Below are 25,423 nucleotides of genomic sequence, written 5' to 3'. Positions count from 1 at the left end.
TGGATGCATATGTACGAATTCATACATGTCCTTCGGAATTTGGATGGGCGAAACTGAACCGCAACAGATCGCTGCAAGCACCGTCTCAGCAGCATGCTCTGCGCGGGGAAACACTTGTTCAGACGGTGGGTAAACAAATGGATGACAACGTGCTTTCGGTTCTGATTTTGGAAGACCACGATCACACCGCAACCCGTTTGCGTCGTGACGTCATGCGGCATCCCGATTTGACGGTCTGCGCTGTGGCATCCAGCCTGCATACCGGCTTGGTGCTGTTCAATCAGCATAAACCGCGCATTGTGTTGTGTGATCTGGGTCTGCCTGATGGCACTGGCATTGATCTGATCAAAGCCGTTGCACGGTGTGATTGGGACTGTGATAGTATTGTAATCAGTGTATTTGGCGACGAGGAACGCGTTCTGAATTCGATCCGGGCCGGCGCGCGGGGGTACATCCTGAAAAACAGCAATGCCCATGATCTTGCATCAGATATCTTGTCAGTGGTTCACGGCGGCAGCCCCATAAGCCCCAAGATTGCGCGGTATCTTCTAACGCTTGCAGAAACGTCTGAACCGGCAAGAGAACCTACAAAAGAAAAGATCGTTTTGACGGGACGAGAAGCCGAAATCCTCATGGCAGTGGCGAAAGGTCACAAGCGCCATGAGATCGCGGCCAATTTATTGATTTCTGCGGGCACCGTCGGCAATCACATCAATAACATTTACAAAAAGCTGGCGGTTAACTCTAGCATCGAGGCCATAAGTGAGGCGAACAAGATGGGGCTTTTGTAATCTGGACTGCTGTTAAATACGCCGCGATTTGTATTGTCGTTGTGGGGTTTGAAACTGCCGTTTTGTTTTGGATCTTTCCTGCGACCCTTCCCCAGATTCCAAACGCCATTTTGGTTGAACACGGGGTTCACTGCCACGACCAAAACCTGCTGCACACCAGTCAGACCTGCCAAAACTCGGCATACTTACCTATTAAGCTGCCGGCCTTCGATACTACCCGCGATGCAGGCTCTTACAAACTGAACCGGTTCCAGTTTTCGGTGCCGCTGTCGATAGCTGATCCCAGCGCTATGGCGCTCTATCTGCCGGGTTTCGCCGACGCGATCCGTGTTACGTTCAACGGCCATACGTTATTGGACATGGGCGCACTGGACCAACCGCCAATTCAGCATTGGAGCAGGCCAAGCTTTGTGCCCGTGCCACAACCGCTTTTGTCTGCTGAGAACCGGATCGAGATTATCACCAACGGATATCCTCAAGTCGGGACAGGTTTGCATCCGTTTTACTTTGGATCTGTACAGACCTTGCTGCCTGCCTATCAAAAGCGGTTGTGGTTCACCAAGGACCTTGCCCAGCTTGGGTTTGCCTTTATGGCTCTTTCTGCGGTGCTGTTTGGGTTGTTGTATTATGCCCGTCGGGAAAGCAAATCCTCCGGCTGGCTGGCGATGGCCAGTTTGGCAGCCGTCATCTTTTCCAGCCATTATGCGCTGGTGCAAAACCCAATTGGATTTCACGCCTGGACTATAATGTGGAACATGTCGCTGAATGCATTCGTGTTCGCGTTGCTGCAATTCGTGTGCCACCGGGTTGGTGTTCAACTCAAAGCTTTGGGGACATACTACGCAGTATTCCTGGGGGTTTCGTTCGCGATTTTTGCCCTCAGTCCAATGGAATATGTGACGTTGATTGCGTCGATCTTTCACGTGGCGACCATCGTGATGGCCATCGGCGTTTTGACCACGCTATGTGTTCACCGAAGCAAGGTCACCCCAGAGGGTTTCTCGATTGTCTTCTTTTTGCTGTCCATTTCACTGGCCGTCGGGATGCATGATTGGTTCTTTTTCTACCAGCGGCCCATGTTCACAAACGTTCAGGTTGGGCAAATCGGCGTGACGCTGATGATGGGTGTTTCGATCTGGCTGGTTTTGTCAGAACTGATTGCATCCTTGAAAGGGTTCGAGACGTTGAACAAATCGCTTCAGGCGAAAACGGATGAAATCTCTGCCAGCTTAACCAAGTCTTACGAGAAGCTGGCGGTGATCGAAAAGCAACATGTTCTGGATATGGAACGCAAACGCATCATGCTCGATCTGCATGATGGCGTTGGCGGGCAATTGGTGAATATTCTGGCCTATCTGCAAAACCAGAATGTCGATGATCCGGTTCTGGAACACGCTTTGGACTCTACATTGCGTGATCTTTCCTTAATGATTGATAGTCTTGAAAGCCATGACAGCCTGACCACATCGCTGGGCATGTTACGCGCGCGCCTAGAACCCTTGTTAGAAGTCACCGGGCTAAAATTCGAATGGTTGGTCTGGGAAGAACCAGTCATTGAGCATCTGGGCCCCACGCAGATTCTGAGCGTTCTGAGAATTGCGCAAGAGGCGATAACCAACGCTGTAAAGCATGCCAAAGCGATGAAAATAACTGTAGAAACAACGGCTTCGTCATTGATCATTCGCGATGATGGCAAAGGAATGATCAATCCAGTCAGCCTAAAGCGAAAAGGTGCCAACAGCGGTCTGGGTTTGGACAGTATGCTGTCCCGGGCCAAAAGCATCGGGGCGACGCTAGATGTACAAACGTCAATATCGGGGACAACAGTGACCCTGGTTCTGATACCTGAAATATCTTCTACGGCAGATAAAGAGCAGCTGTTTCCCAATCTAGACTAGAATTTTCTATCTTCGCAATCAGCGCCCTAGCGCCAAGACTGGATCGGTTGCCAGTTTCCACGAACTTTAGGACATTCATTTATCGCGTCGACAAATTTGCTGCAATTGGGTTCCAAGCCGAAAACGACCACGATTGGTCAGCTGAATCTCTTCCCTACAGGCCTTTTGAGCCGTGCATGATCGGAAAGGATATTTCCCAGTTATTGCACTTGTAGTGAGCCGGCAACAAAGCTGCCATTCAAACATTGTGTAGCATCCGGTAAAGTGAGCCCAAACCTACCGGCTTGCACAGGTTACAGCTCAGTGAATGGCTAATACCTAAAATTATCAAATTATTGGCGGTGGGGATTAACGCGGGATTCATTGCGTCCAAACCATCGTGCAGCAAGAGTTTTTGTTGCGAGGTTTAGTTTCATGCGAATATCTGCCGCCTTTTTCATTGGCATTGTGTTGACAGCCATCTTGGGGGCCGCAACGCTGTGGGTTGCGTCTAGTATCGTCGACAGGGCTGTAACCCGCGATGCCACACGACGTTCGGTGGAGTGGACACAATATGCCGTTCACCGGCTCGATAGGATCGAAACACTCGCGGCGGGCGAGTCTCCGACCTCAAACGAATGGGCGATCATCAAGGATCTCGCGGCATTCGGTGGCGTGTTTCGCTTCAAGGTATTCGCGCCCACCGGGGAACTGCAATTTGATTCAGAAAATCCAGGCCTTAGCGGAGAAGATTTGGGACAGCACAATCACGATGCTTTTAGTGTTGTGGCGTCAGGGAAAGCGTTCAGCGTTGTGGCCAACGGGACCGGAAAAGCGAACAGACCCGATCTATACAGCGAGACCTATCTTCCGGTCACAATCAACGGGAAGATCGTCGCAATCCTAGAAACCTATTTTGACCAAACCAGCACGACTGCTATGGTTCGCACAGAATACGCCCGCTTTAGCGCATTCATCATTGGTCTCGTCAGCCTCGCCCTCGCAGTCCCCTCCGTTGGCCTCGTTTTCCTTTTTCGACGTCTTCGCAGACAGAACGCAGAGCTGGACAAAGAACGATTACGCGCCTTGGCAGCTGATCAAGCAAAGACGGCGTTCATCGCAACCGTAAGCCATGAACTGAGAACGCCCATGAACGGCATAATTGGCGTAACCCAGTTGCTGGAGGATGACGGGCTCTCGCAGGAGCAAACCGAGCTGCTCGACATTCTCGTTTCATGCTCGGAGGCACAGATGACACTGATCGAAGAATTATTGACATTTGGAGCCTTGGAAGCTGGTGCTCTCCAGTTGTCAGAAGAACCAGTGACACTGTCGTCATTTGTCAGGCGGGCGACCGGTTTCGCCACTGTTACTGCTTTTGAAAAGGGCGTCTCATTCGAAGTTACAACGCACGACGACGACCTAAGGGTGATGATTGACGAGATGCGCTTGCGCCAGGTTCTCACGAATTTGGTCGGCAATGCTGTGAAATTTACTGATGCGGGCAAAATCGAGTTGAGGTCTGTTTTCACGCCAGCTGAGGGGACCGATGTGGGTGAGCTACGTATCGACGTAACGGACACTGGCCTAGGTATCCCACCCGACCAGCATGAGCGTATTTTCGAACGCTTTACCCAAGTTGACAGCTCGTCACGCAGGAGCACCGGGGGGAGCGGCCTTGGCCTTGCGATCTCGCAGGCTATCGTGCACGAAATGGGAGGTGAAATTACGCTTACCAGCGTTCCCGATCACGGATCAATTTTCACAGTGCGGTTGCCGGTTCGTCTTGCACGATCAGAGGTTTCTACGCACCAGATTACCACGGAGAAAGCTGCATGACCGACACTCAAATTAATGAGGCCGAACTGCGCATCCTTGTCGCAGACGACGAGCCGATGAACGTTATGATCTTGAGCAAGCTACTAAAGCATTGTGGTCTCAGATGTGAGATCGCACGAGACGGTGTGGAGTGTGTCGAGAAAGCAAATTTGGGCGGGTTTGATGTTATCTTGATGGATATCAATATGCCGAAGATGGACGGTGTCGAAGCCACTCGGGAAATTGCCCGTCGTTTAGCACCCAAGGGGCCCAGAGTGATCGCGGTGACCGCGAACGCAACAAGTCAGCAACGGCACGAATGCGACGAGGCAGGCTTTGCAGGGTTCATTTCAAAACCTGTTCGGCTAGATGCCTTACGCGCCGCATTAAACATGGGTTATTGGCCCGCATGCAAGACTATCACGCAATAGACGCTTCACGAAACGCGGGTTTCTCGATTGACGACGTGTTTAAGCTACATCAGCGGAAAAGACCGCTTTGTTCGATGCTCTAGCGCAGCCCTACGGCGGCCCAAGAATAGTCATGTCTCACCATTTGCCTGAGCAATACTATGTTTGCCAGAATCCAACTTCGAGCCTAAACACCGTCCCTGTTCTGAACCCCGATGCTTTGTGCCAATCGCGTGAGCGTTGAAGGCGCGTTTGAATACTGCGGCCTGTCGTGCGTGTCAGGACCTGACGAGACTGATGTTGCACGCGCCGGTTAAAGCGAGGAGATGATTTTTGCCGACATTTCCAAAGACAAAGTTGCACGGGTTCACAATTCACTGTCCCACCTCGAAGACCGCCGAAGTGATCTATACCCTTAGTATTGCAGCTAAGCTTCGTGGATTAATTCGGGTAATTGCAGGTGCTGACTGAGGATTGCCCGCCGGGCGAGTTGGTAAGTCGAAGATTTCGTCTATCCCTTTTTGCACTGCATTTCATAATGATGGAGAGTTTTTCCGAATTAGATTTGTGCAATTGTGTGACCTCCGCGGCTACTCGGGCTCGCAAAAGTTGTTTCTCGATCAATAAATCCATTCGAAAAGCAACGGTCGAGATTAGGCGACCAAGGGCAGGCCTCGAGCTAGCCTGAATGCTGCACACCTTTACCAATGTCGGCTTTCGGGGAAGCTGCACCGCAGCACCGAGCGCTACAACGAATGGCATCTGTGGGTGGCTCCTGCATTGCAAGCGTTTTCTGTCGATATTTGCGGTCATTTTTGTCAGTACTGTCGTCTGTCCGGCCTGTTTATGTTTTGGCATTGCCTCCACTGGCCCTCCCTCTCATCGCTGCAAGCAGCGACTGCCGGGCAGTGGATGAATTCCGCGAGCGAGGTTCCGATCGGCTTATCGACCTCAGAGGGCCGCTGCCATTCCCGGAGTGTCCTTACTCTTGGTTGACTTAATTCCGCATCATCACTTCAACGTCTTGCATCTCTTGGCAGTTGGCGTGGTTAGAACGCTGGCTGCCGATATTCCTGTTTCTTCGTCAGCATGGCCCAGATGATCCGAGCAGCTTTGTTGGCCATGGCTTTTGTCGCCAGCCTGATTGGCTTGCCAGCGATGATCTTTGCGGTCCAAAGGTCTACTTTCTCCGGTGAACGTTTTGCCATCACGGCGCGAGACGTCATGCCAACGACCAGCAATTTGCGAATGTAACGATCACCCTTCTTCGTGATCTTGCGTAAACGTTCTTTTCCGCCGCTCGATTTGTTGAGCGGTGTGAGACCGAGCCAAGCCGCAAAGTCACGCCCGGTTCTAAATGGCTTTGCATCACCGATCGTCGCAATGATCGCAGATGCTGTAATTGGACCAATGCCGGGCATGCGCATTAATCTCCGTGCATCTGTGCTCAGCAAAGCATGCTGCTCGATCATCTTTGAATACCCCGCAATGCGTTCGTTCAAGCCAATGAACTGATAACACTGCATCCCAAGCATTCCATTTGCGATGTCTGGCATATCCGGGTGATCACCATCGAGATGGCGCTTTGCGAACGCAGTGACCGCCTCGACGCCAATTGGCAGAATGTGCCCGAACTCGCGCAACAAACTGCGGATCATATTGGCCATCTGGGTGCGTTGTCGGACTGCCAAATCACGGGTGCGATGGATCGACAAGACAGCCTGTTGATCCTCGGTCTTGATCTCGACAAAGCGCATTGTCGGACGCCTGACGGCTTCGCAAATTGCCTCCGTGTCTACCGCATCTGTCTTTCCGCGTTTGACATAAGGCTTCACATAGTTTGCTGGCATAAGCCTGACGTCATGACCGAGCTTGCGCAACGTACGGCCCCAATGGTGTGAGGATCCGCAGGCCTGCATCCCGATCGTGCAAGGCGGCAAAGTCTCAAAGAACGCCAAGAGCTTTGCACGCTTGATCGCCTTGTTGAAAATCACGCGTCCGTTCTCGGAAATACCGTGAACTTGGAAAACATCCTTGGCCAAATCCAGGCCGATTGTTTTAACTGTCATGAGGTGGCTCCTTTCCTAGCAGTCGATGACAACTGCACTTTGGCACATTCGATGCCGGTGAAGCAGGAGCCACCCACCTCATCCGCTTTCGGGCCGCCCATGCAGGTCCGGGCGAGATCGATCAACGGGATCATTGCAATGCCGCTAACGGCAGGTCTGAGCCCATTGTGTGAATTCGGTTTTCTCGCTGCATGCGTTCGCAGCATGGAAAATGCTGCGCCAGCGTAAAATTCGGTGCTGCCGCGCGGCGGGAAAACCAGCCATTCGTGCAGAGCGCAGCAAGGATCAGAGGTCGAATTCACAGATTGCGGACAAAGCAAGTATTAGCGGCGGGCGCACCAAAGGCCGCTTTCGGGCATTACCGCAAGTAGTTGACACTAGCTGCCGATGACGTGCAATTGCATGTGCAATTGATTGCTATCCGTTAGGAGAATTTTTTGCGGTGGAATTACTTTTGGGTTTTGGCGTGTACTTGATTGCGGCTCAATCGGCCTTATTACAGAATACTGAAAACGATACTTGTACGCATTATGCCGAGCTATTCCCGCACTCCGAGACGGTGTTTATACAAAGCAAAATTCTTCTTGAGAAATCTACTCTCTCGTTCAAGGAGCGCCGAAATGGTACAGTGGTAAACCTTGTTTAAGACGCCAAGGCCTTTCCTGAAATTGATTATGATCCGCTATATTTGCTAGTGTCCGGGCACAATTCAATTCTTCTTAAAGAATATAGCCTCGCTCTTGGTCTCGCTGAAATTTCCACTTTAGAACAAATCAGAAATCCCGTGTGTGAAGCGCACGTCTTTAGCGTACTTACCGCATCACTTCGATATGCCGCAGTATTGGGGTTGGTCAATGGAGACGAAAGAAAGTTGAGTGGTTTTGAACTCGCCTTATCGCGCCTAACTGTTCCCCCCACGTATTTTCCACCAATATTATTCGAGGATTCTATGTGTTGGTTGTCCAATATGGGAAATGACTTCATCTTGTCTAAGGATGAAAAACGGCTGTGTAAGTAACCGCGGAATTTCAGTTAAGAAGAACGTCTATCATGCACAGTAGTTTGTCGCACCTTGGACTGGGTTTTAACAACGTTTTCAAAACCGTTAACTGATACGCTGACTTCTCTGCTAAAGTAGACCTTCATGCGAAGTGCCGCATCATTCACTTTGGGCTCTGAGTCGATCTTGACGCCTCAAGTGTCTCGTCGATGATGCCCAACGACCGCATCGAGCCCGAAGTACCCATGTTAAGGTTGCATATTTAGTTCGCATCGCTCATGATTTTTCTGAATTCGAAATGCAGAATATGGATGGGTGCGTGACTTGATTTTCTTCGCATTTTTTGCGGCGGGCATCGTTGCGGCTACTGCGTTTCTTCAAACGGATTCCGCAGGTTGGAAAGGACTAGTGGGCGCAACTGTCCTCTTAGCTCTCGGCCTTACCAATGTGTTGTTTCTACAGGTGAGTCCCTCTGAAAACCCAGCAAACTCCCCGCAGTTAGGCATTACGACAAGTTTAGTAATCGGAGCTTTGCTCGTCGCTGTTGGTTCCATCACTTCCTTGATTTTACGATCCCGACTAAGTGCGGGACGTATTGCTATGATCGCATTCATTGGGAGTTGGATCCTTTTACAAATACTGATTTTGGTTATCTGATTGATAGGTCAGCTCCGTCCGCACAGCCGACACTTGGCGTGCTCCATGGCACGATGTGGCCTTCGCAAACGCAGCGAAAGTCCGGATTGAGTCCTGAGTTCCCATATCAATGAAAGCAGAAACCAACTCTTCTTGAGCCGAAGAATATCTCTTCTAGACCTTGGCTCAAGAAACATGCCGGCAACAGCGCTGCTGGGCAGGGCGATGACCGGCTGCTGGCCGCTGACTTTGATTTGAGCGATCTTAGCGCGCTGCTGCCTGATGCGCATATCGACAATTTGGCCCCGGCAATGCATTTCACCGCTCTTCCGTTATGCAAACCCATGGCAGCAGCAATCTTGATTGAAGAACAGGATTATCCTGTTTGCACAGACCCCGACGGCACCAACCGGGAAGCTGTCCATGATGCAATCGTAGCGCGCATATCCGACGACGCTCAATTGTTCGGTTTCTGCACACTCGATAGGTGACAGGATTTGGGGTCCTAGTTCTACGAGTTGTGACACGTCACGAGGACAGTAGGCCGCCGAATTTGTTCCCGCTTTGCTGGTGATGTCCAAGTTCACGTGTGAACCTTTACCACCAAGAAAATCAGCGATAAATTCTGCTGCCAGATAATCCTTGAAGGTTGCCGCCTGCTTGGAAAATTGTTCCCAATAAGCACCTTGGCGAACTCCAGAAAGGCGGATCACGGTCCCACTTTTGTCGCTTGTGAGTAACCCATCTTCAAAATCTATCAGCTGTATTTGATCTTCGCGTGCAAGTTGGAACGCAAACGAGCGCTTTTCCAGACGGCCGTTCTCAAAGAATTGTGAAATACTTCAATTTTTTTGAAGGCATCCAGCCAGTAAAGTCGACCGACTCCCTTGCCGCCCCGCTCTTTTTTAAATTCAGTGTCCAACTCGCAGAACGTGTCAAATCGGCTTTGGGTCAGGCCAACGCCATTATCGGCCACGGTAATCAGAACATCATCACTTCCAAGATTTGTCACCTTAACAGCAACAACTCCAGACGCACCCTGACCTTGTTCTTTTTCGCGCTCTTAGATTGCCATGAGACCATTGCTCACAGCTTCGAAGAAGGGTTGCAGAGCTTGAGATTGATTGCGTGGCTTTGCTAGTTTGCGAACCCGATTAGGCAGGTTCTCGGTCATAGCTGTCATTATGCGACTCTCTGATGTTCGCGCCACTGTGCCAATAGATACGTTCAATGTCACGTAGATGCATAAGATTGCGGCTCACATTGATATGGCAGAACCAAACTGATGAACATGTTTGGTTGGCTCTCTGGCACATGCTTGTTGGTTCTTTTTGTGAGTCGCCGGAGGTGTCGGATTTTTGTCTACATAACTGTAACACAATATTGTGTCATGTGTTACGCTTGGAGAAGTATAACGTATTGATTTTAAAAAATAAAGAAGAGTGGCTGGGATGGTAGGATTCGAACCTACGATCTACTGTACCAAAAACAGGTGCCCTACCGCTAGGCCACATCCCAATCTCAGACGCTAAATAGTTCGTGAAAGAGGCGGTGACAAGACCCGAAGTGCGAAAAAGTTTTGCCAACGGGCCGGATGTCAAAAACCCGGGCGTTAAGCCCTCACGTCGATCAATACTGCTCCGTTGCGCACGCCACTTTCGACGAGTTCATGCGCTGCAATTGTCTGATCCAGAGGGAAAACCGCAGCGATTGGGCATGATAGTGCACCATCTGTGAGTGCTGCGTGCAATCTTGCGATGATTGCTTGGCGTTGGGGCAGTGGCAAAAGGTAGATCAGGATGATGTCGATCGTGACTGCTTTGAACAGCATTTGGAAAAACGGCAGCTCTGGCGTTAGGTTTTTGGCTGAGCCATACGCGGCGATTGTCCCGTTCGGAGCGATCACTGCGGCGTCAATATCGGCGTTGATACCGAATTCGACCTCGACGATTCGGTCAACCGGCGCACCGCCATTCGCGGCCAGGATTTTCGCCGCCAATTCTGGGTCTCTGTAGTCAAGTGCGTGATGGGCACCGGCGTCGGTGCACAACTGCATGTCGGAGGGAGAGCATGTGACAATCACGGTCGCTCCGCCCCAAACGGCGAGTTGCACGGCGAGGTATCCAACAGTGCCGCCACCGCCTTGGATCAAAACGGTTTGGCCTTTTACATCACCTGACCCGAATACGGCATGGCAGGCCGTTAGCCCCGGAATGCCCATGCAGGCGCCGACCTCGTCGCTTACGTCGTCGGGCATTGCGACGGCTTGGGTTTGGTCTAACACGATGTGTGTGGCTGCGGTGCCAAGTGCGCGTTGCCACTGGCCATTCCAGATCCAGACGCGTTCACCGATGCGACTGGCTGGAACGCCATCGCCCACGGCCGAGATAACCCCCGCGCCGTCGCTGTGGGGTGCGATCATGTCAAACGCGGGTTTGGCCAAATCGGGGCGGCCTTTGCGTGATTTGACATCGGACGGGTTCACGCCTGAATATGTAATTTCAACGCAGACGTCGCCCGCGCCAACAGCCGGAGTGTCCATTTGCTGGACCTGTAAGACATCTGCTGCTGATCCGAATTTTGAATAGGTGACTGCGCGCATGGGTGGCTCCGAATTTGATACATTTCCGTCACGTTAACCCTATCGCGCCGCGCAGCGATAGCTAGGCTGAAACGAACCGCACCTAAGGAGAACAATGTGAAATTCCTGCGCACGCCAGACGATCGTTTCGAAAACCTGCCTTATTTTAACTACGATCCGCATTATGTGCAGGTGGATGATACCGAAGGCGGAACGTTGCGTCAGCATTATCTGGACGAAGGTCCCCAGGATGCGAACCCGATCCTAGTGATGCACGGTGAACCAACCTGGAGCTACCTTTACCGCCACATGATCCCTGAATTTACAAGAGCAGGGCACCGCGTTGTTGCCCCTGATCTGATCGGGTTCGGGCGGTCGGACAAACCGACGCTGCGCACGGATTACACCTACCAGCGCCATGTGGATTGGATGCTCGATTGGTTGGATCAGATGGACCTAACGGGGATTACGCTGGTCTGTCAGGATTGGGGCGGGCTGATTGGTTTGCGTCTGGTTGCCGCGCGCCCTGATCGTTTTGCGCGGATCGTTGTGGCGAACACGGCGTTGCCGACGGGCGATCAGCCGATGAATGACGCGTTCACTGCGTGGCGCGAGTTTTCGCAAACCGTGCCGGTTTTTGACGCGGGGCGGATCGTTTCGGGTGGCACGACCTCAGACCTGAGCGAGGCGGAAATTGCCGCCTACAACGCGCCGTTTCCTGACGAAAGCTACAAGGAAGGCGCGCGCCAGTTTCCGATGCTGGTGCCTGCCAGCCCGGATGATCCGGCGGCCCAGCCCAATCGCGAGGCATGGGGCATTTTGCGCGGGCTAAACTTGCCAGTTCTGACGGCCTTTGGCGCGGACGACAAAATCATGGCAGGGGTGGATCAGGTGTTTCAAAAGATGATGCCGGGCGCTGCGGGCCAAGATCACACAATCCTGCAAGGGGCGGGGCATTTCCTGCAAGAGGACGTGGGACCAGAGCTGGCGGCCTGCACAAATGCATTTATCGCGAAAACCAGTTAGTCGCGGATTTCGTTTGCGCCGACGCCCCAAAGGCGGGCTTTGGGGGCCCAGCCACGGTAGCCGCCTGAACTGAGGCGGCACCATTCCAGATCGCATTTGCCAAGGCGCGCAACGACGCCGATTTCCAATGCGGCCGTGACAGGTGCAGCCGCATCTGGACGCGCCCGCAAGGTCAGCAAATCTTGTTCGATCAACACGGTCCGCGTGCCCGATAGCAGCGAATAATGCACCCAGCCGCCCAAGCCGTCACGGTCCTCGACGCGGCGCCAGTGCCCGTGTTCGGCGGTGATGCGCAGGGGCATATCGCGGCGCTTGAACACCCAGTCGATCCGGTGGGTCAAGGACGGTCCACGGCGCACGTTGCCCTCGGCCGCCTTGAGCGACACGAAACGTGGCAAAGGCAGGTTCGTCACCGGCCCTTTGTCTTGTGCAAACACAGCAGAGGCCGACAGCGCACATGCCGTCATTATTCCCAACCCAAGGGTCCGCAAAACTTTTATCATGTCATTGGCCTGTACTGCCGGATCCAAAACGAACGCACCCAGAGGTTATCCGTCAAATTGCCGAGCTTGGTCTTGTGCCTCGCTTCGACATGAGCCAGCATGACACAAACGCCACCATCAGGCCAAGCACATAGGGGATGACATGACAAAGGAACGTCTAAGTGTGTTCGTGACGCGACGGTTGCCCGAAGCTGTGGAAAAGCGGTTGTCAGAATTGTTCGATGTAAAATTGCGCTTGGATGATGTGCCTCTTAGCCGTGCAGAGCTGGCCCGCGCCATGAAAACAGCGGATGTTTTGGTGCCAACGATCACGGATACAATCGATGCGGCCCTGATCGGGCAGGCGGGTCCACAACTGAAATTGATCGCCAACTACGGGGCAGGGGTCGACAACGTCGATGTGGCAACAGCCCGCCAACGCGGCATTCTGGTGTCTAACACGCCCGGTGTTTTGACCGACGATACCGCCGATATGGCGATGGGTTTGATTCTGGCCATCACGCGGCGCCTGCCAGAAGGGCTCGCTACGATGCAAACCGGCAATTGGGAGGGATGGTCGCCCACGGCCCTGTTGGGTGGTCGCATTGGCGGCAAGCGTATCGGTATTCTGGGCATGGGCCGGATTGGCCGTGCAGTGGCGCAACGTGCGCGTGCCTTTGGGATGCAGGTGCATTACCACAATCGTCGTCGTCTGCGCCCCGAAACCGAAGAAGAATTCGGCGCGACCTATTGGGACAGCCTCGATCAGATGGTGTCGCGCGTTGATGTGCTTAGCATCAATTGCCCGCACACGCCGTCGTCCTTTCATTTGATGAACGCGCGGCGTTTGAAACTGATGAAACCGAACGCGGTGATCGTGAACACCTCGCGCGGCGAAGTCATCGATGAAAACGCCCTGACGCGCATGTTGCGTGCGGGTGAAATCGGTGGCGCGGGACTGGATGTGTACGAAAACGGCACCGATGTGAACCCGCGCCTGCGCGCACTGCCAAACGTGGTTTTGTTGCCGCACATGGGCTCTGCCACGCTCGAAAGCCGGATCGAGATGGGCGAAAAAGTCATCATCAACATCAAGACATTCCAAGACGGTCACAGGCCGCCGGACCAAGTGGTTCCGTCGATGCTGTAACACAGCGCTCTGGCCGCAATTCAACGCGAAAGGAAAGACGATGAACAAAAGCATTTTTCTAGCAGCAATGATGTTGGGCGCGCCGCTCGCCGCTCAGCAAACCGCAGATTCCGTACAACCCGAAGGGGCCGCGACCGGTGTTGTCCAATCGCTTGATCCTGTGGTTCAAGGCGCTTTGCAGGCCAAAGCCAGCGGGACGCCCTTCGCGGCAAAAGATTGGATGGTCGCGGCCGCCAATCCCCATGCGGTTAAGGCCGGCGCTGACGTTTTGGCCGCTGGTGGTACGGCCGCTGATGCGCTGGTTGCCGTGCAGACAGTGTTGGGTTTGGTTGAACCGCAGTCCTCGGGTCTTGGCGGTGGCGCGTTCCTTGTCTGGTATGACGCGGCTAGCGGTGCGCTGACCACATTGGACGGGCGCGAGACAGCACCACTGGCCGCAACGCCGACGTTGTTTCAGGACGAAAACGGGGAAACGCTAGGGTTCTTCGACGCCGTTGTCGGTGGGCGATCTGTTGGAACACCAGGCACGCCAGCGCTGCTGCAAATGGCCCATGACAAATGGGGCAAGGCAGATTGGGCCGGTCTGTTTGACCCGGCAATCACCTTGGCGACAGACGGTTTTGCCGTGTCACCCCGGCTTGCCGGATTGGTGCAGAGTGATGCAGAACGGCTGGCAAGTGACGCCACTGGTGCCGCATACTTCCTGCCTGCCGGTGCGCCGTTGCAAATCGGTGCGACGCTGACCAATACCGCGTATGCTGACAGCCTGACCGCGATGGCGACCCAAGGGGCGTCTGCAATCTACACCGGCGAAATCGCTGATGCGATCGTCACGGCGGTGCAAAACGCGCCGGGCAATCCCGGAGTTCTCAGCCACGTCGATTTGTCGATTTATCAGGTCAAGGAACGTCCGGCAGTCTGCGCCACATTCCGTGCCCATGATGTGTGTGGCATGGGGCCGCCCAGTTCTGGTGCGCTGACGGTGGGCCAGATCCTCGGAATGTTGGACGGCTATGACCTGAGTGCGGGACCAAATAATGCCAATGTGCGCCGCCTGATGGGGGATGCTGCAAGGCTCGCTTTTGCGGATCGCGGGCGTTACATGGCGGACAGCGATTATGTGCCAATGCCGACGGCAGGCTTGGTCGATCCTGCATATCTCGCGGATCGTGCCAAGTTGCTGGGTGGCGACATGGCTTTGGCTGAGGTGTCCGCAGGCAGTCCGGAATTTGACCACGCGCTGAACTTTGCGGATGATTACCCCATCGATCTGCCCTCGACCTCGCATGTGTCGATCGTCGATAGCTATGGCAATGTTGCGTCGATGACGACGACCATCGAAAACGCGTTTGGTTCGCGCATGATGGTGGGCGGGTTCATGTTGAACAATGAGCTTACCGATTTTTCGTTCCGCAGTCATCGTGACGGCGTGCCTGTCGCCAATCGGTTAGAGCCGGGCAAACGCCCACGGTCATCCATGGCACCAACGATTGTGATGAAAGACGGCGCGCCGGTTTTGGCCATCGGCAGCCCCGGTGGCAGCCGCATCATCGGGTACGTGGCCGAGGCAATTGTCGCGCACATCGATTGGGGTATGGACGTGCAGCAGGCCGTTTCTGTGCCGCATATGGTCAATCGCTTTGGCACTTATGATCTAGAAGAAGGCACAGATGCCGCGGCTCTTGAGGGGCCGCTGAGTGCGATGGGGTTCGAAGTGGGCGTGCGGGGTTTGAATTCCGGCTTGCACGCAATTTCGATTGGCGACACTTTGCTGGGTGGGGCTGATCCGCGTCGCGAAGGCATCGCGCTGGGCAACTAGGGTCGGGCAACTGGGGCTGGGCAGTTAGGAAAGAACGATTATGGCGAACGTAACGGCGCTACCGCGCAACGAAGACGGGATCGCGTCGGTTCTGGGCGTGCTCAAACAACAGTTCGGGGAACGTTTCCAGACCGGTGCATCGGTGCGTGAACAGCATGGGCACACGACCACTTGGCTGACAAACCAGTCGCCTGACGCCGTCGTGTTCCCGAAATCACAAGACGACGTGGCCGCCATCATCAAGGTCTGTGCCACTCACAAAGTACCGGTAATTCCATTCGGCACCGGTACGTCGCTAGAGGGACATGTCAATGCGCCCGCAGGCGGCATTTCGGTAGACGTCAGCGAGATGAATGCGATCGTTTCTGTGCACTCTGATGATCTGTCGTGCGTTGTGCAGCCCGGCGTGACCCGCGAACAGCTGAACACGTATCTGCGTGACAAAGGCTTGTTCTTTCCTATCGATCCGGGCGCGAATGCATCCCTTGGCGGGATGGCTTCGACAAACGCAAGCGGCACCAACGCGGTGCGCTACGGCACGATGAAAGACAACGTTTTGGCGGTCACAGCCGTGATGGCGAATGGCGATGTTATCCGCACAGCGCAACGGGCCAAAAAATCATCTGCCGGTTACGATCTGACGCGTCTGATGGTTGGGTCCGAAGGAACGCTGGGGTTGATCACTGAAATCACGCTCAAGCTGCAAGGCATTCCCGAAGCGATCAGTTCGGCGCGCTGTGTGTTTCCGTCGGTGGACGCTGCGTGTCAGACTGTGATGCAGGTCATTCAGTACGGCATTCCGGTGGCGCGTATTGAATTGCTTGATGCGGTTCAGGTCCGCGCCTGCAACGCCTATTCCAAACTGGATTTGCCGGAACAACCCTTGTTGCTGCTGGAATTTCACGGCTCGGATGCCAGCGTTCTGGAACAGGCGGAGATGTTTGGCGCAATTGCCGAAGAACACGGGGGGGCGGGCTACACGTCGACCACCTCGACCGAGGAACGCAACAAGCTGTGGCAGGCCCGTCACGACGCCTATTGGGCGACGCTGCAATTGCGCCCCGGTGCATCAGGTATTTCCACTGATGTGTGTGTCCCGATTTCGCGCCTTGCGGATTGCGTGAATGCCGCGCGCGCACGGCTAGAAGAGGAAAAGTTCCTGTCGCCAATCGTTGGGCACGTTGGTGACGGCAATTTCCACTGTTTGCTGTTGATTGATGAACAAAACGAAGACGAGATGACCCGCGCTGCCGCCTTTGTCAGCTGGTTGAACGAATTGGCGATCTCGATGGACGGCACGTGCACCGGTGAACACGGCATTGGTCAGGGCAAAATGGCCTATCTGTCCAAAGAGCTGGGCCAAGAAACCGTGGACATGATGGTGATGATCAAGCGCGCGCTAGACCCCGACAACATCATGAATCCGGGCAAGATTATCGCGGTCTGATCCGCGCCACGTCACCGCATTTTAGAAAACGACAACCAACCGGCCTTTCAGAGGTCGGTTTTTTGCTATGACTTGTCGGGCCTTTGGCGCGGTTTTCTGATGCGCGCCTTAAAACGGGTGCAAGTTTGCATTAAGGAGTCGGGCCATGAAAACTCAGGTTAAAGCATTGGTTGTTGGCGGCGGGGCCGTTGGCACGTCGATTGCGTATCACTTGGCTAAGGCTGGCTGGGACGACGTTGTTCTGCTGGAACGCGACGAATTAACGTCAGGGTCGACGTGGCACGCGGCGGGTTTGCTGCCGTTGTTCAACATGTCGTATGCGACAACGCACATCCACAAATACTCGGTCGATTTCTACAAAGCGCTAGAGGAAGAAACCGGCCTGAACGCAGGTTTTGCCGTTGTTGGTAACCTGCGCATGGCCCAGACGGACGAACGGATGGACGAGTATAAATTATACGCCGCCACCGCCGAAACTTGCGATGTGCCTTATGTCTTCATGACGCCGGACGAGATCAAGGCGAAATGGCCGCTGATCCGCACCGAAGACCTGAAAGGCGCGCTCTATCACCACACGGATGGCTACATTAACCCTGCTGACGTGACCATGGCGATGGCCAAAGGCGCGCGCCAACGCGGTGTTGTGATCGAACGTAAATGGCAGGCAGATGCCTTCCATTGGAATGGCGATGCGTGGGACGTTACTTGTACCAAAATGATCGAAAAAGGCGGCAACCTGATCCCGTCTGACGAGCAGATTGTGATCACGGCCGAGCACGTTGTGACCGCCTCTGGCAACCACGCGCAGCGCACTGCAAAAATGCTGGGCATCAAGATGCCCGCGATCCCGGTCGAACACCAGTTTATCGTGATGGAACAAGACCCCACGTTGGTTGAACACCGTGCTGCGGGCAATCCCGAACACCCCGTCATTCGCGACGCAGATGCACAGTCTTATGTGCGCGAAGAGCGCGGCGGCTGGATTTTGGGTGTCTACGAAAAAGACGCGCCAGCGCGTTTTGAATACGGTGTTCCGGACAGTTTCCGCGCCGATCTGTTCCAGCTGAATCTGGAGCGCATCGAAGAGCAGTACATGGCGATGATCCACCGTGTGCCGTCGTGCGAAGACAGCGGTCTAAAAGACGATTTCAACGGCCCTATTTGCTACACGCCGGACGGCAATCCGCTGGTTGGTCCGGCCCCGGGCATGCGCAACATGTGGCTGGCCGAGGGGTTCTCGTTCGGGATCACGGCGGCGGGTGGCACGGGCTATTACCTTGCTCAAATGATGGTCGAGGGCGAAGCTGAAATCGACATGGCATCGCTGGACCCCAAACGCTACGGCGACTGGATGACCACGGAATTTGCCGCGCGCAAAAACGAAGAATGCTACGATCACGTCTACACGCTGCACCACCCGGATGAGGAACGCCCTGCCTGTCGCCCACTGCGCACAGGCCCCGTTTATGACCGTCAAAAAGCGCTGGGCGCGCAGTTTGGGTTCGTGAACGGATGGGAACGCCCGAACTATTACGGCCCATTGGATGCGCCAGACAACTTCGACATCGAAGGGCGTTCGTTCCGCCGTGGGACATGGTGGACACATGCGGTAGAAGAGGCCAAGGCGATCCGCGAAGGCGTCGGCCTCGTCGATGCCAGCGCGTTCACAAAACATGTGGTCAAGGGACCCGGTGCCACGCAATTCCTGGACTGGTTCACCTGCAACAAACTGCCGTCCGTTGGGCGCATCAACCTGACTTATGCGCTGACAATCAACGGCACGACGCGCACGGAATACACCATCGTGCGCATCGCGACGGACGAATATTATCTTGTGTCCGCAGGGGCTTGGACAGCGTATGATAGCGACTTCCTGCGCAAGGCGATTGAGGACAAAGCACCTGAATTTGGCTACATCGAATGCCACGATGTCACCACGCAATGGGGCGTTTTCGCAATCGCAGGTCCAAAATCCCGCGACGTTCTGAACGCATTGGTCAAGGATGGCGACCCGTCTACCGTGCTGTCGAACAAGCGGTTCCCGTGGCTGACAATGCGCAATATCGAATTGGGCATGTGCCCTGTGCGCGCGATCCGTGTGGCCTACACTGGCGAACTGGGCTGGGAATTGCACCACCCGATCGAAATGCAAGCATACCTTTGGGATCAGCTGATGGCAGCGGGTGAACCGCATGGGCTAAAACTGGTCGGTGCACGTGCGCAAAACTGGTTGCGTCAGGAAAAATCCTATCGCGCATTTGGCAACGAACTGGGCCGTGACGCCACTCCGCTCGAGGCCGACCTGCCGCGCTTTGTTGATCTGTCCAAAGAATTCAACGGCAAGGACAAAATGCAAGGCCACGGCATTCGTGCCAAGTGCATCACCGTACTGATCGATGGCCCGGCAGATGCCGATCCGTGGGGCCGCGAGGTTCTGTATGTCGGCGAAGAACGCACGGGCCGTTTGACGTCTGGCGGCTATTCCGTGGCCTTCGGAAAATCTATCGGCATGGGCTACGTCAAGCCAGAGCACGCTGTTGTCGGCACCAAGCTGAAGGTCAAAATCATGGATCAGTTGTGGGACGCCGAGATCGTCGAGGATTCACCATACGATCCGAAAAATGCCGTGATCCGCATCGACGGCTAAATCGGTTTCAGCGCGGGGGTGATACACCGACCGCGCTGAAACCATTCTATTTATAGCGCGCCGCGAGCCATGCTTTCCATTGATCGCGGGATCCGTAAAACGTGTTCAGATCGACTTCACCTTCGATGCCGTTGATCAAACCCGTCGCCGAATACTGCCAGAACGTCCAGCGTTCGCCGGGAAAGGTTTCAGACGGGCGTTTGGCGGTCGAGCGTAGCCAGAATTCGTATCCACGCAATTTGCCCAATTGGTTTTCTTTGTAAAACCGTGGCGTCGTGTAGATGATCGGCGTTTGGCCATAGTGGGCGGACACGATGTCCAACCAGCGACGCATTTGCGCGCGCACCTCGCGGGCTGGCGGGCGGACCGTGGCGCAGGTTGGTGAAAACGGATTCCATTCCATGTCCAAAACCGGCGGTAGCATGTTGCCTTTCGGAACATTTTTGATGAACCAGCGCGCCTGTACTTCGGGTGGGGTGCAGAAATAATAGAAATGATAGGCCCCGCGCACGACGCCCGCACGACCAGCCCCGCGCCAGTGATCTTTGAACGCGGTGTCCAGTAAATCGCCGCCTTCGGTGGCTTTGAGGAACGCGAAGTTTACGCCGTTGCGGCGTGCCGTGTTCCAATTGATGCTTTTTTGGAACCGCGCTGCGTCGATCCCTTGGACGGGGTAGCGTGAGGGCGCGCGCCCTGCAAAATTCACCGGATCATTGTCGCCAAAGTTGGGGGCAAATAACACGCCGGGTTCTGCGGGCGGCGCACTGGACCCACCGCCGCAAGCGGCTAAGGCCAGTAACGCCAGAGCAGCAAAATGGCGTAGTGAAAAGCGTGATAACATCATGAACTGGTACTCCGTGCGACAAAAGCGAGGTTGTTGGCAGGCATTTGGTTGACCGCGACCCGGGCGAACCCAGCATCGCTGAGCCACGTGCGCATGTCGAGATCATCTTTGTAGCCGATGTTCGGGTCCGAAGCGCGTAAATCAGCGTCAAAACGGGCATCGCCATCGCTGGTCAATACGCCGCTGCGTTTAAACGGACCATACAGCATCAAGGTGCCGCCGGGCGACAATGCTTGCGCCGCCTCAAGGATCAAAGTGCGACTTTCATCGGCGCTGATCAGGTGTAACAAATTGGTCAAAAATACCAAATCCACGGCCGGCATCGACGCACCCCAGCCGGCCGCAGTTGCATCCAGAAAAATGGGTCCAGCGATGTTGGTCAGTCCCAGCTCTTGGGTGTAGGCCGAGATGCTGGCCAAGCGCGCAGGATCCACGTCGGTTGGATGCCAATGCACGTCGGGCATCGCCGTTGCCAAAGCGCTGACATGCTGGCCGGTGCCGCTGGCAATTTCCAATGCATGCGTCTTTGGCAGAACCAGCGATTGGATCAATTCACAAATGTCGGCGCTGTTGCGATCTGCCGAGGGCGCAAACATTTTCTCGCCCTCAAGCGGGGCTGCGATACTGGCGCTTGGTGGGGGCGGGCGGACGCTCATGATGCGAGGCGCGCTGGCGACAAGGCTGCGATGGTCTCAGCGCCCAATTCAGAGGCGTGGCCCAGCACAAGATCCGCGATCAGTTGCGATGCTGCGGGGGCGGTTTGAAATCCGTATCCGCCTTGCGCTGCGCACCAAACAAAACTGGGGTAAACCGGATCACGGCCCAGCACCAACGTCCTGTCTGCCACGAAGCTGCGCAAGCCCGCCCATGTGGTTTCGACGCGGGTTACTTCCTCGGTCACGTGTTGCTGATAGCGGTCGATACCCACAGCCAAAACCATGTCGTCGGCGTAGGCGTCGTGGGGTGTGACGGGGTCCTCGTCTGCGGGCGAGATCAGTAATTTTCCCGCATCTGGTTTGGCGTACCACGATTCACCGACGCCGAAAAAGATCGGCCAGTTTGACACGTCATGGCCGCCGGGGGCAGGGACACGTGCCATGGACCGGCGTAGCGGTGTGATGCCGATGGGGGCAACGCCTGCGAGGTCAGCGATTTGATCCACCCACGCGCCTGCCGCGTTGACCAGCGTGGATGCGTTGAATGTTTGATCGCCTGCGCGCACGGACCACGCCCCGTTTTCAAAGGTGATTGCGTCGACTGTGGCGTTGGTGATGACTTTGCCGCCGTTGGATCGCAGGTGCTTGGCAAAGTCCTGAATTAATCGGTCTGTATCGATGTCTTGGGCGCTGTGATGGTAGGCGGCGCGGGTGATTGTGTCGTTCAGAATTGGAACGCGGGCGCGGGCGTCTGATACAGAGATTTCAGTGGATGCCAGTTCGGATAAGTCTGCGTCAAATGCGGCGTCTTCGCCTTTGCGCCCCAACAATAGAAACCCGCGCGGCGATAGGTAGCCGCCGTTGGCATGCATGTGGTAATCGGCGCTGGCGCGGCTGAGGGCGTTGACGGACGCGCAGCCGTAGTTTTCCTCGAACAACGCAGCAGAGCGGCCAGAGGCGTGATAGCCAAGCGCGCTTTCGCCTTCAAGCAACGTGACGGATGCGTGATCCGACAGGCGTGCAGCTGCGGATATTCCAGCGATGCCGCCACCGATGACCAGAATGTCAGTCATGCTTCTTCTAGCCGATCTGTTGCGGGGGCTGGCGTCGGGCTGAGTGCCGCGATTCGCGCATAAAGCTCCGGGGTCATTTCATACGCTTCGGCCAGCAGCGACGGGGCGAGTTGTTCGGCAGAGCGACCCGACACAATCGGGTTTGGCGCGCTTGGATGCGCTGCGGCCCATGACACGGCTAACGTCGCTGGTGCCACATTCAGATCATCGGCAAGGGCGCTAAAATTACGCGCCGTTTCGTGCATCCAAGACTGGCCGTAACGCGCCGCATACATATCGTTTTCAGTAAGGCGCCCAGTTTCGCCGCGCGCGTATTTTCCGGTCAACAAGCCACCGCCCAAAGGCGAATACGGCACGATAGCAATGTCTTGATCCATGCACATCGGCATGATTTCGACCTCTGCCTGACGCTTGACCAGATTGTACATCGGCTGGATCACGTCGATGCGGGTGTCGAATGTGGCGGCTACAGCTTGGGCCTTCATCACTTGCCACGCGGCAAAATTAGACACGCCGATGTAGCGGATTTTGCCCTGTTGTTGCAGGCTGGCAAGCGCTGCAAAGGTGTCTTCGAGCGGCGTGTCGTCGTCAAAGCGGTGCAGGTAAAACAGATCAATCATGTCCAGTTGCAAACGTTGGCGCGAAACGTCGAATTGCTTGAGAATGTACTGCGAATTGGACCCTTCGGCAAAGGCAGCTTTGGTAGCGATGACCAGATCGTCGCGTTCACGCTGGACCATCTGGCCCAACAGTGTTTCCGACGCCCCGTCGGTGTACACATAGGCCGTGTCAAAGTGGGTGATTTTGGCGGCGCGCGCGGCGTCATACATCGCACGCGATGCGGCGGCGTCAGCGGCGTCACCAAATTGCATTGTGCCGTATGTCAGGCGCGAGGCGGGGGTGCCATTGGGCGAAATCAACTGTGTCATAGGCACAGTCGTGACACGCGATTTCGCGCGGTGCAACGATCAATGCAGTCTAGATAGCCCCCTTGGCGGTTGCGCGTTGATAGGCAGGACGGGCATGGATGCGTTCGACAAATTGCGCAAGCCTCGGGAAATCTGCGGCGCGGTCTTGCATCATCGCGATTTCAGCAGGAAAGCTTAGCATAATGTCGACGGCAGACAGATCATCCAGCACATAGTGACCAGTATCGCCAAGCACATCATTCATGTAGCCAAAGTGGGAATCCAACTGGTGCTGGATGCGTGGGTGCAGGGGCTTGCCCGCGCCCCCCAACTTGCCCACGTAGAGGTTCAGCAAGATCGGGGTCATGGCGGACCCTTCGGCGAAATGCATGAGCTCGAGATGCTGAATGTAGGCGTCGCTGGTGTGCGCGGGGATCATGTGCGGGGCTTGCTTGGTGCAGAGCCTTTCGACAATCGCCGCGCTTTCGGTGATCAGCCGGCCATCCATTTCGATCATCGGAGATTTGCCAAGCGGGTGAATGGCCAACAATTCAGGCGGCGCGAGGCTGGTTTTGGCGTCACGGGCGTAGTGCTTGACGTCATAGTCAACGCCAATTTCTTCGAGCAGCCAAAGGATACGATGCGAGCGGGACCGGTTGAGGTGGTGCAATGTGATCATTGTGATAGCCTGCCACGGCGTTGGGTGGGTTGAAACCCACCTTACGAACAAGTGACGTGAGGGGACAGCATGGCGGACGGCTTTGAACAGATGGTGGATACGGCGCTGCCGTTTTTCACGAAACTGGCTGCGAACAATTCAAAAGCGTGGTTCGAGCCGCACAAGGCGCGCTACGTGGATGACATCCGCAAACCAGCGGAATTTATGGCAGATTTGGTGTCAGAAGACCTCGCGCGTATCACCGGCAAGCCGCATTCGCCAAAGGTGTTTCGCATCTACCGCGACGTGCGATTTTCCAAGGACAAGACCCCGTTGAATGCGCATCTGCATGTGATGTGGGCATCCTCTGACAAGGATCCGCTTGCCCCTGCGTGGTTCATGGGGTTGGCCCCTGATTACTTTCTGCTTGGGGTCGGCGTGATGCCGATGAAAGGCGACAGCCTAACCCGCTACCGTGCGTTTGTTGATGCGTGGGGCGACGGGCTGAGCGATGCGATGGACCGCGTGTTTGCGCTGGGTGCAGAGGTGTCCGATTGGGGCCCTGGGTCGCTAAAACGGGTGCCCAAACCCTATGACGCCGACCATCCGCATGCGGAATTGTTAAAACGCAAAGCTTTGTCCATTTCCTTGCCGATGCCCGACGACTGGCGCACCCAAGGGCTGATCAAAGCACTGAACGCGCGCATCAGAGATTTGCAGCCGGTTTGGGAGATGTTCGACAAACATCTGTAGCGCGTGACGGAACGGCACAGCTTGACCCTTTGGTCGCGCTGCCCAACGCTGTGACAAGATCGAAATTCAGCAGGAGACACCCCATGGACCTAGAACAAGCAATGCGCGAGCGCCGCTCGATCCGTGGGTTTACCGACAAACCTGTCGAGCGTGAATTGCTAGAAGAGATCATCGCGCTGGCCAATCGTGCGCCGTCGTCGATGAACACGCAGCCGTGGCACTTGCATGTGCTGACCGGCGAGCCGCTGAACCAAGTGCGCATGGGCAACCAGACCCGCATGATGGAAGGTGTGCCGCCGTCCCGCGAAATCACCGATCACGGGGCCTATGCGGGTGTGCACCGTGACCGCCAGATCGAGATCGCAGTGCAATTATTCGAGGCGATGGGGATTGAACGCGACAACAAGGAAAAGCGGCTCGATTGGGTTATGCGCGGATTCCGCCAGTTCGACGCGCCCGTGTCGATTGTGGTGTGCTACGACAAATCGATGGAGCCGGGGGGCACGATTGCCCACTTTGATCTGGGCGCTGTGACTTACGGTCTGGTTCTGGCGGCTTGGTCCAAGGGGCTGGGTGCTGTGATAAACGGGCAGGGGATTATGCAATCGCCCGTGGTGCGTGAAATCGCGCAAATCCCCGACGATCAGATCATCATGACTTGTGTCGCACTCGGCTGGCCGGATGAGGAATTTGAGGCGAATTCGGTGGTGTCGCGGCGCCGTCCGGTTGAAAACCTGACGCGGTTCGTGGGGTTTGAGTGAGCGCATTTGCGCAAGCT

21 protein-coding genes and 1 tRNA gene are annotated in these 25,423 nt (G+C 55.3%); 12 read left to right on the top strand and 10 right to left on the bottom strand.

The window, feature by feature from the left end:
* Positions 1 to 137 precede the first annotated feature (137 nt).
* The 4 genes from ACFIO0_RS14120 (at position 138) to ACFIO0_RS14105 (ending at position 4,917) form a co-directional block, all read left to right on the top strand.
* The gene (locus ACFIO0_RS14120) at positions 138 to 791 is read left to right on the top strand and encodes a response regulator (protein ID WP_390911036.1); all 654 of its coding nucleotides are present in this window, start codon (positions 138 to 140) and stop codon (positions 789 to 791) included.
* 62 nt (positions 792 to 853) lie between these two features.
* Positions 854 to 2,689, top strand: coding sequence for an ATP-binding protein (locus tag ACFIO0_RS14115; protein ID WP_390911035.1), 1,836 nt, complete (start codon positions 854 to 856; stop codon positions 2,687 to 2,689).
* Positions 2,690 to 3,103: 414 nt separating this feature from the next.
* Positions 3,104 to 4,507: an ATP-binding protein gene (locus ACFIO0_RS14110; RefSeq protein WP_390911034.1), complete on the top strand. Its 1,404-nt coding sequence runs from the start codon at positions 3,104 to 3,106 to the stop codon at positions 4,505 to 4,507.
* Positions 4,504 to 4,917, top strand: a complete 414-nt coding sequence (locus ACFIO0_RS14105) for a response regulator (protein WP_390911033.1) — start codon at positions 4,504 to 4,506, stop codon at positions 4,915 to 4,917. The genes ACFIO0_RS14110 and ACFIO0_RS14105 overlap by 4 nt, the downstream gene beginning before the upstream one ends.
* Positions 4,918 to 5,945: 1,028 nt before the next feature.
* Here the strand turns inward: ACFIO0_RS14105 and ACFIO0_RS14100 are convergent.
* Together ACFIO0_RS14100 and ACFIO0_RS14095 are read right to left on the bottom strand one after the other, a co-directional pair.
* Complete coding sequence (locus tag ACFIO0_RS14100) at positions 5,946 to 6,965, bottom strand: IS110 family transposase (RefSeq protein WP_390911032.1); 1,020 nt, start codon at positions 6,963 to 6,965, stop codon at positions 5,946 to 5,948.
* A 1,968-nt stretch (positions 6,966 to 8,933) separates the two neighbouring features.
* Positions 8,934 to 9,314 carry a hypothetical protein gene (locus tag ACFIO0_RS14095; protein WP_390911031.1) on the bottom strand — a complete coding sequence of 127 codons (381 nt, stop codon included), beginning with the start codon at positions 9,312 to 9,314 and terminating at the stop codon, positions 8,934 to 8,936.
* A gap of 119 nt (positions 9,315 to 9,433) precedes the next feature.
* Between ACFIO0_RS14095 and ACFIO0_RS14090 the strand changes: the two genes are divergently transcribed.
* The gene (locus ACFIO0_RS14090; protein ID WP_390911030.1) at positions 9,434 to 9,742 is read left to right on the top strand and encodes a hypothetical protein; all 309 of its coding nucleotides are present in this window, start codon (positions 9,434 to 9,436) and stop codon (positions 9,740 to 9,742) included.
* Between the two features lie 302 nt (positions 9,743 to 10,044).
* Here the strand turns inward: ACFIO0_RS14090 and ACFIO0_RS14085 are convergent.
* Positions 10,045 to 10,119: transfer RNA gene (locus ACFIO0_RS14085), tRNA-Gln, on the bottom strand.
* A 94-nt stretch (positions 10,120 to 10,213) separates the two neighbouring features.
* Positions 10,214 to 11,203 (bottom strand): zinc-binding dehydrogenase, encoded by a 990-nt coding sequence (locus ACFIO0_RS14080; RefSeq protein WP_390911029.1) that lies wholly within the window; start codon positions 11,201 to 11,203, stop codon positions 10,214 to 10,216.
* A 96-nt stretch (positions 11,204 to 11,299) separates the two neighbouring features.
* Between ACFIO0_RS14080 and ACFIO0_RS14075 the strand changes: the two genes are divergently transcribed.
* Positions 11,300 to 12,208, top strand: a complete 909-nt coding sequence (locus tag ACFIO0_RS14075; RefSeq protein ID WP_390911028.1) for a haloalkane dehalogenase — start codon at positions 11,300 to 11,302, stop codon at positions 12,206 to 12,208.
* Here ACFIO0_RS14075 and ACFIO0_RS14070 read toward each other — a convergent pair.
* Entirely contained in the window at positions 12,205 to 12,675 is a 471-nt protein-coding gene (locus ACFIO0_RS14070) for an SH3 domain-containing protein (RefSeq protein WP_390915344.1), read from the bottom strand. The two genes, ACFIO0_RS14075 and ACFIO0_RS14070, sit on opposite strands and share 4 nt — an antisense overlap.
* Positions 12,676 to 12,853: 178 nt before the next feature.
* Here ACFIO0_RS14070 and ACFIO0_RS14065 point away from each other — a divergent pair, with 178 nt between their 5' ends.
* The 4 genes from ACFIO0_RS14065 (at position 12,854) to ACFIO0_RS14050 (ending at position 19,753) form a co-directional block, all read left to right on the top strand.
* Positions 12,854 to 13,840 carry an NAD(P)-dependent oxidoreductase gene (locus ACFIO0_RS14065; RefSeq protein ID WP_390911027.1) on the top strand — a complete coding sequence of 329 codons (987 nt, stop codon included), beginning with the start codon at positions 12,854 to 12,856 and terminating at the stop codon, positions 13,838 to 13,840.
* 40 nt (positions 13,841 to 13,880) lie between these two features.
* Positions 13,881 to 15,659 carry a gamma-glutamyltransferase gene (ggt, locus tag ACFIO0_RS14060; RefSeq protein WP_390911026.1) on the top strand — a complete coding sequence of 593 codons (1,779 nt, stop codon included), beginning with the start codon at positions 13,881 to 13,883 and terminating at the stop codon, positions 15,657 to 15,659.
* A gap of 40 nt (positions 15,660 to 15,699) precedes the next feature.
* Positions 15,700 to 17,106 carry an FAD-linked oxidase C-terminal domain-containing protein gene (locus ACFIO0_RS14055; protein ID WP_390911025.1) on the top strand — a complete coding sequence of 469 codons (1,407 nt, stop codon included), beginning with the start codon at positions 15,700 to 15,702 and terminating at the stop codon, positions 17,104 to 17,106.
* A gap of 145 nt (positions 17,107 to 17,251) precedes the next feature.
* The gene (locus tag ACFIO0_RS14050; RefSeq protein ID WP_390911024.1) at positions 17,252 to 19,753 is read left to right on the top strand and encodes an FAD-dependent oxidoreductase; all 2,502 of its coding nucleotides are present in this window, start codon (positions 17,252 to 17,254) and stop codon (positions 19,751 to 19,753) included.
* A 46-nt stretch (positions 19,754 to 19,799) separates the two neighbouring features.
* Here ACFIO0_RS14050 and ACFIO0_RS14045 read toward each other — a convergent pair whose 3' ends face one another.
* From ACFIO0_RS14045 to ACFIO0_RS14025, 5 genes are read right to left on the bottom strand one after another with little or no spacing between them, the layout of a single operon-like run.
* A complete protein-coding gene (locus ACFIO0_RS14045) occupies positions 19,800 to 20,597 on the bottom strand; it encodes a GH25 family lysozyme (protein WP_390911023.1) in 798 nt (265 codons plus the stop codon).
* Entirely contained in the window at positions 20,594 to 21,253 is a 660-nt protein-coding gene (locus tag ACFIO0_RS14040; RefSeq protein ID WP_390911022.1) for a DUF938 domain-containing protein, read from the bottom strand. The genes ACFIO0_RS14045 and ACFIO0_RS14040 overlap by 4 nt, the downstream gene beginning before the upstream one ends.
* Positions 21,250 to 22,326 (bottom strand): FAD-dependent oxidoreductase, encoded by a 1,077-nt coding sequence (locus ACFIO0_RS14035; protein WP_390911021.1) that lies wholly within the window; start codon positions 22,324 to 22,326, stop codon positions 21,250 to 21,252. The genes ACFIO0_RS14040 and ACFIO0_RS14035 overlap by 4 nt, the downstream gene beginning before the upstream one ends.
* The gene (locus ACFIO0_RS14030; RefSeq protein ID WP_390911020.1) at positions 22,323 to 23,255 is read right to left on the bottom strand and encodes an aldo/keto reductase; all 933 of its coding nucleotides are present in this window, start codon (positions 23,253 to 23,255) and stop codon (positions 22,323 to 22,325) included. Before ACFIO0_RS14030 ends, ACFIO0_RS14035 begins: the two co-directional genes overlap by 4 nt.
* A 49-nt stretch (positions 23,256 to 23,304) precedes the next feature.
* Entirely contained in the window at positions 23,305 to 23,913 is a 609-nt protein-coding gene (locus ACFIO0_RS14025) for a glutathione S-transferase N-terminal domain-containing protein (RefSeq protein ID WP_390911019.1), read from the bottom strand.
* 69 nt (positions 23,914 to 23,982) lie between these two features.
* Here ACFIO0_RS14025 and ACFIO0_RS14020 point away from each other — a divergent pair, with 69 nt between their 5' ends.
* Positions 23,983 to 24,645 (top strand): TIGR02453 family protein, encoded by a 663-nt coding sequence (locus tag ACFIO0_RS14020; protein ID WP_390911018.1) that lies wholly within the window; start codon positions 23,983 to 23,985, stop codon positions 24,643 to 24,645.
* Positions 24,646 to 24,728: 83 nt separating this feature from the next.
* Entirely contained in the window at positions 24,729 to 25,406 is a 678-nt protein-coding gene (locus tag ACFIO0_RS14015) for a nitroreductase family protein (protein WP_390911017.1), read from the top strand.
* Positions 25,407 to 25,423 lie beyond the last annotated feature (17 nt).

Origin of the sequence: Pseudosulfitobacter sp. SM2401 (genome assembly GCF_042932805.1) — a bacterium.
Classification (GTDB): domain Bacteria; phylum Pseudomonadota; class Alphaproteobacteria; order Rhodobacterales; family Rhodobacteraceae; genus Ascidiaceihabitans.
This window is presented reverse-complemented; position numbering and strand designations above follow the sequence as displayed.

Excerpts from the sequence above, each read along its gene's own strand:
- ACFIO0_RS14015 (WP_390911017.1), top strand. The coding sequence starts at position 24,729 with ATGGACCTAGAACAAGCAATGCGCGAGCGCCGCTCGATCCGTGGGTTT.
- ACFIO0_RS14070 (WP_390915344.1), bottom strand. The coding sequence starts at position 12,675 with ATGACGGCATGTGCGCTGTCGGCCTCTGCTGTGTTTGCACAAGACAAA.
- ACFIO0_RS14110 (WP_390911034.1), top strand. The coding sequence starts at position 3,104 with ATGCGAATATCTGCCGCCTTTTTCATTGGCATTGTGTTGACAGCCATC.
- ACFIO0_RS14045 (WP_390911023.1), bottom strand. The coding sequence starts at position 20,597 with ATGATGTTATCACGCTTTTCACTACGCCATTTTGCTGCTCTGGCGTTA.
- ACFIO0_RS14040 (WP_390911022.1), bottom strand. The coding sequence starts at position 21,253 with ATGAGCGTCCGCCCGCCCCCACCAAGCGCCAGTATCGCAGCCCCGCTT.
- ACFIO0_RS14025 (WP_390911019.1), bottom strand. The coding sequence starts at position 23,913 with ATGATCACATTGCACCACCTCAACCGGTCCCGCTCGCATCGTATCCTT.
- ACFIO0_RS14100 (WP_390911032.1), bottom strand. The coding sequence starts at position 6,965 with ATGACAGTTAAAACAATCGGCCTGGATTTGGCCAAGGATGTTTTCCAA.
- ACFIO0_RS14065 (WP_390911027.1), top strand. The coding sequence starts at position 12,854 with ATGACAAAGGAACGTCTAAGTGTGTTCGTGACGCGACGGTTGCCCGAA.
- ACFIO0_RS14030 (WP_390911020.1), bottom strand. The coding sequence starts at position 23,255 with ATGACACAGTTGATTTCGCCCAATGGCACCCCCGCCTCGCGCCTGACA.
- ACFIO0_RS14055 (WP_390911025.1), top strand. The coding sequence starts at position 15,700 with ATGGCGAACGTAACGGCGCTACCGCGCAACGAAGACGGGATCGCGTCG.
- ACFIO0_RS14120 (WP_390911036.1), top strand. The coding sequence starts at position 138 with ATGGATGACAACGTGCTTTCGGTTCTGATTTTGGAAGACCACGATCAC.
- ACFIO0_RS14035 (WP_390911021.1), bottom strand. The coding sequence starts at position 22,326 with ATGACTGACATTCTGGTCATCGGTGGCGGCATCGCTGGAATATCCGCA.
- ACFIO0_RS14020 (WP_390911018.1), top strand. The coding sequence starts at position 23,983 with ATGGCGGACGGCTTTGAACAGATGGTGGATACGGCGCTGCCGTTTTTC.
- ACFIO0_RS14050 (WP_390911024.1), top strand. The coding sequence starts at position 17,252 with ATGAAAACTCAGGTTAAAGCATTGGTTGTTGGCGGCGGGGCCGTTGGC.
- ACFIO0_RS14080 (WP_390911029.1), bottom strand. The coding sequence starts at position 11,203 with ATGCGCGCAGTCACCTATTCAAAATTCGGATCAGCAGCAGATGTCTTA.
- ggt (WP_390911026.1), top strand. The coding sequence starts at position 13,881 with ATGAACAAAAGCATTTTTCTAGCAGCAATGATGTTGGGCGCGCCGCTC.
- ACFIO0_RS14105 (WP_390911033.1), top strand. The coding sequence starts at position 4,504 with ATGACCGACACTCAAATTAATGAGGCCGAACTGCGCATCCTTGTCGCA.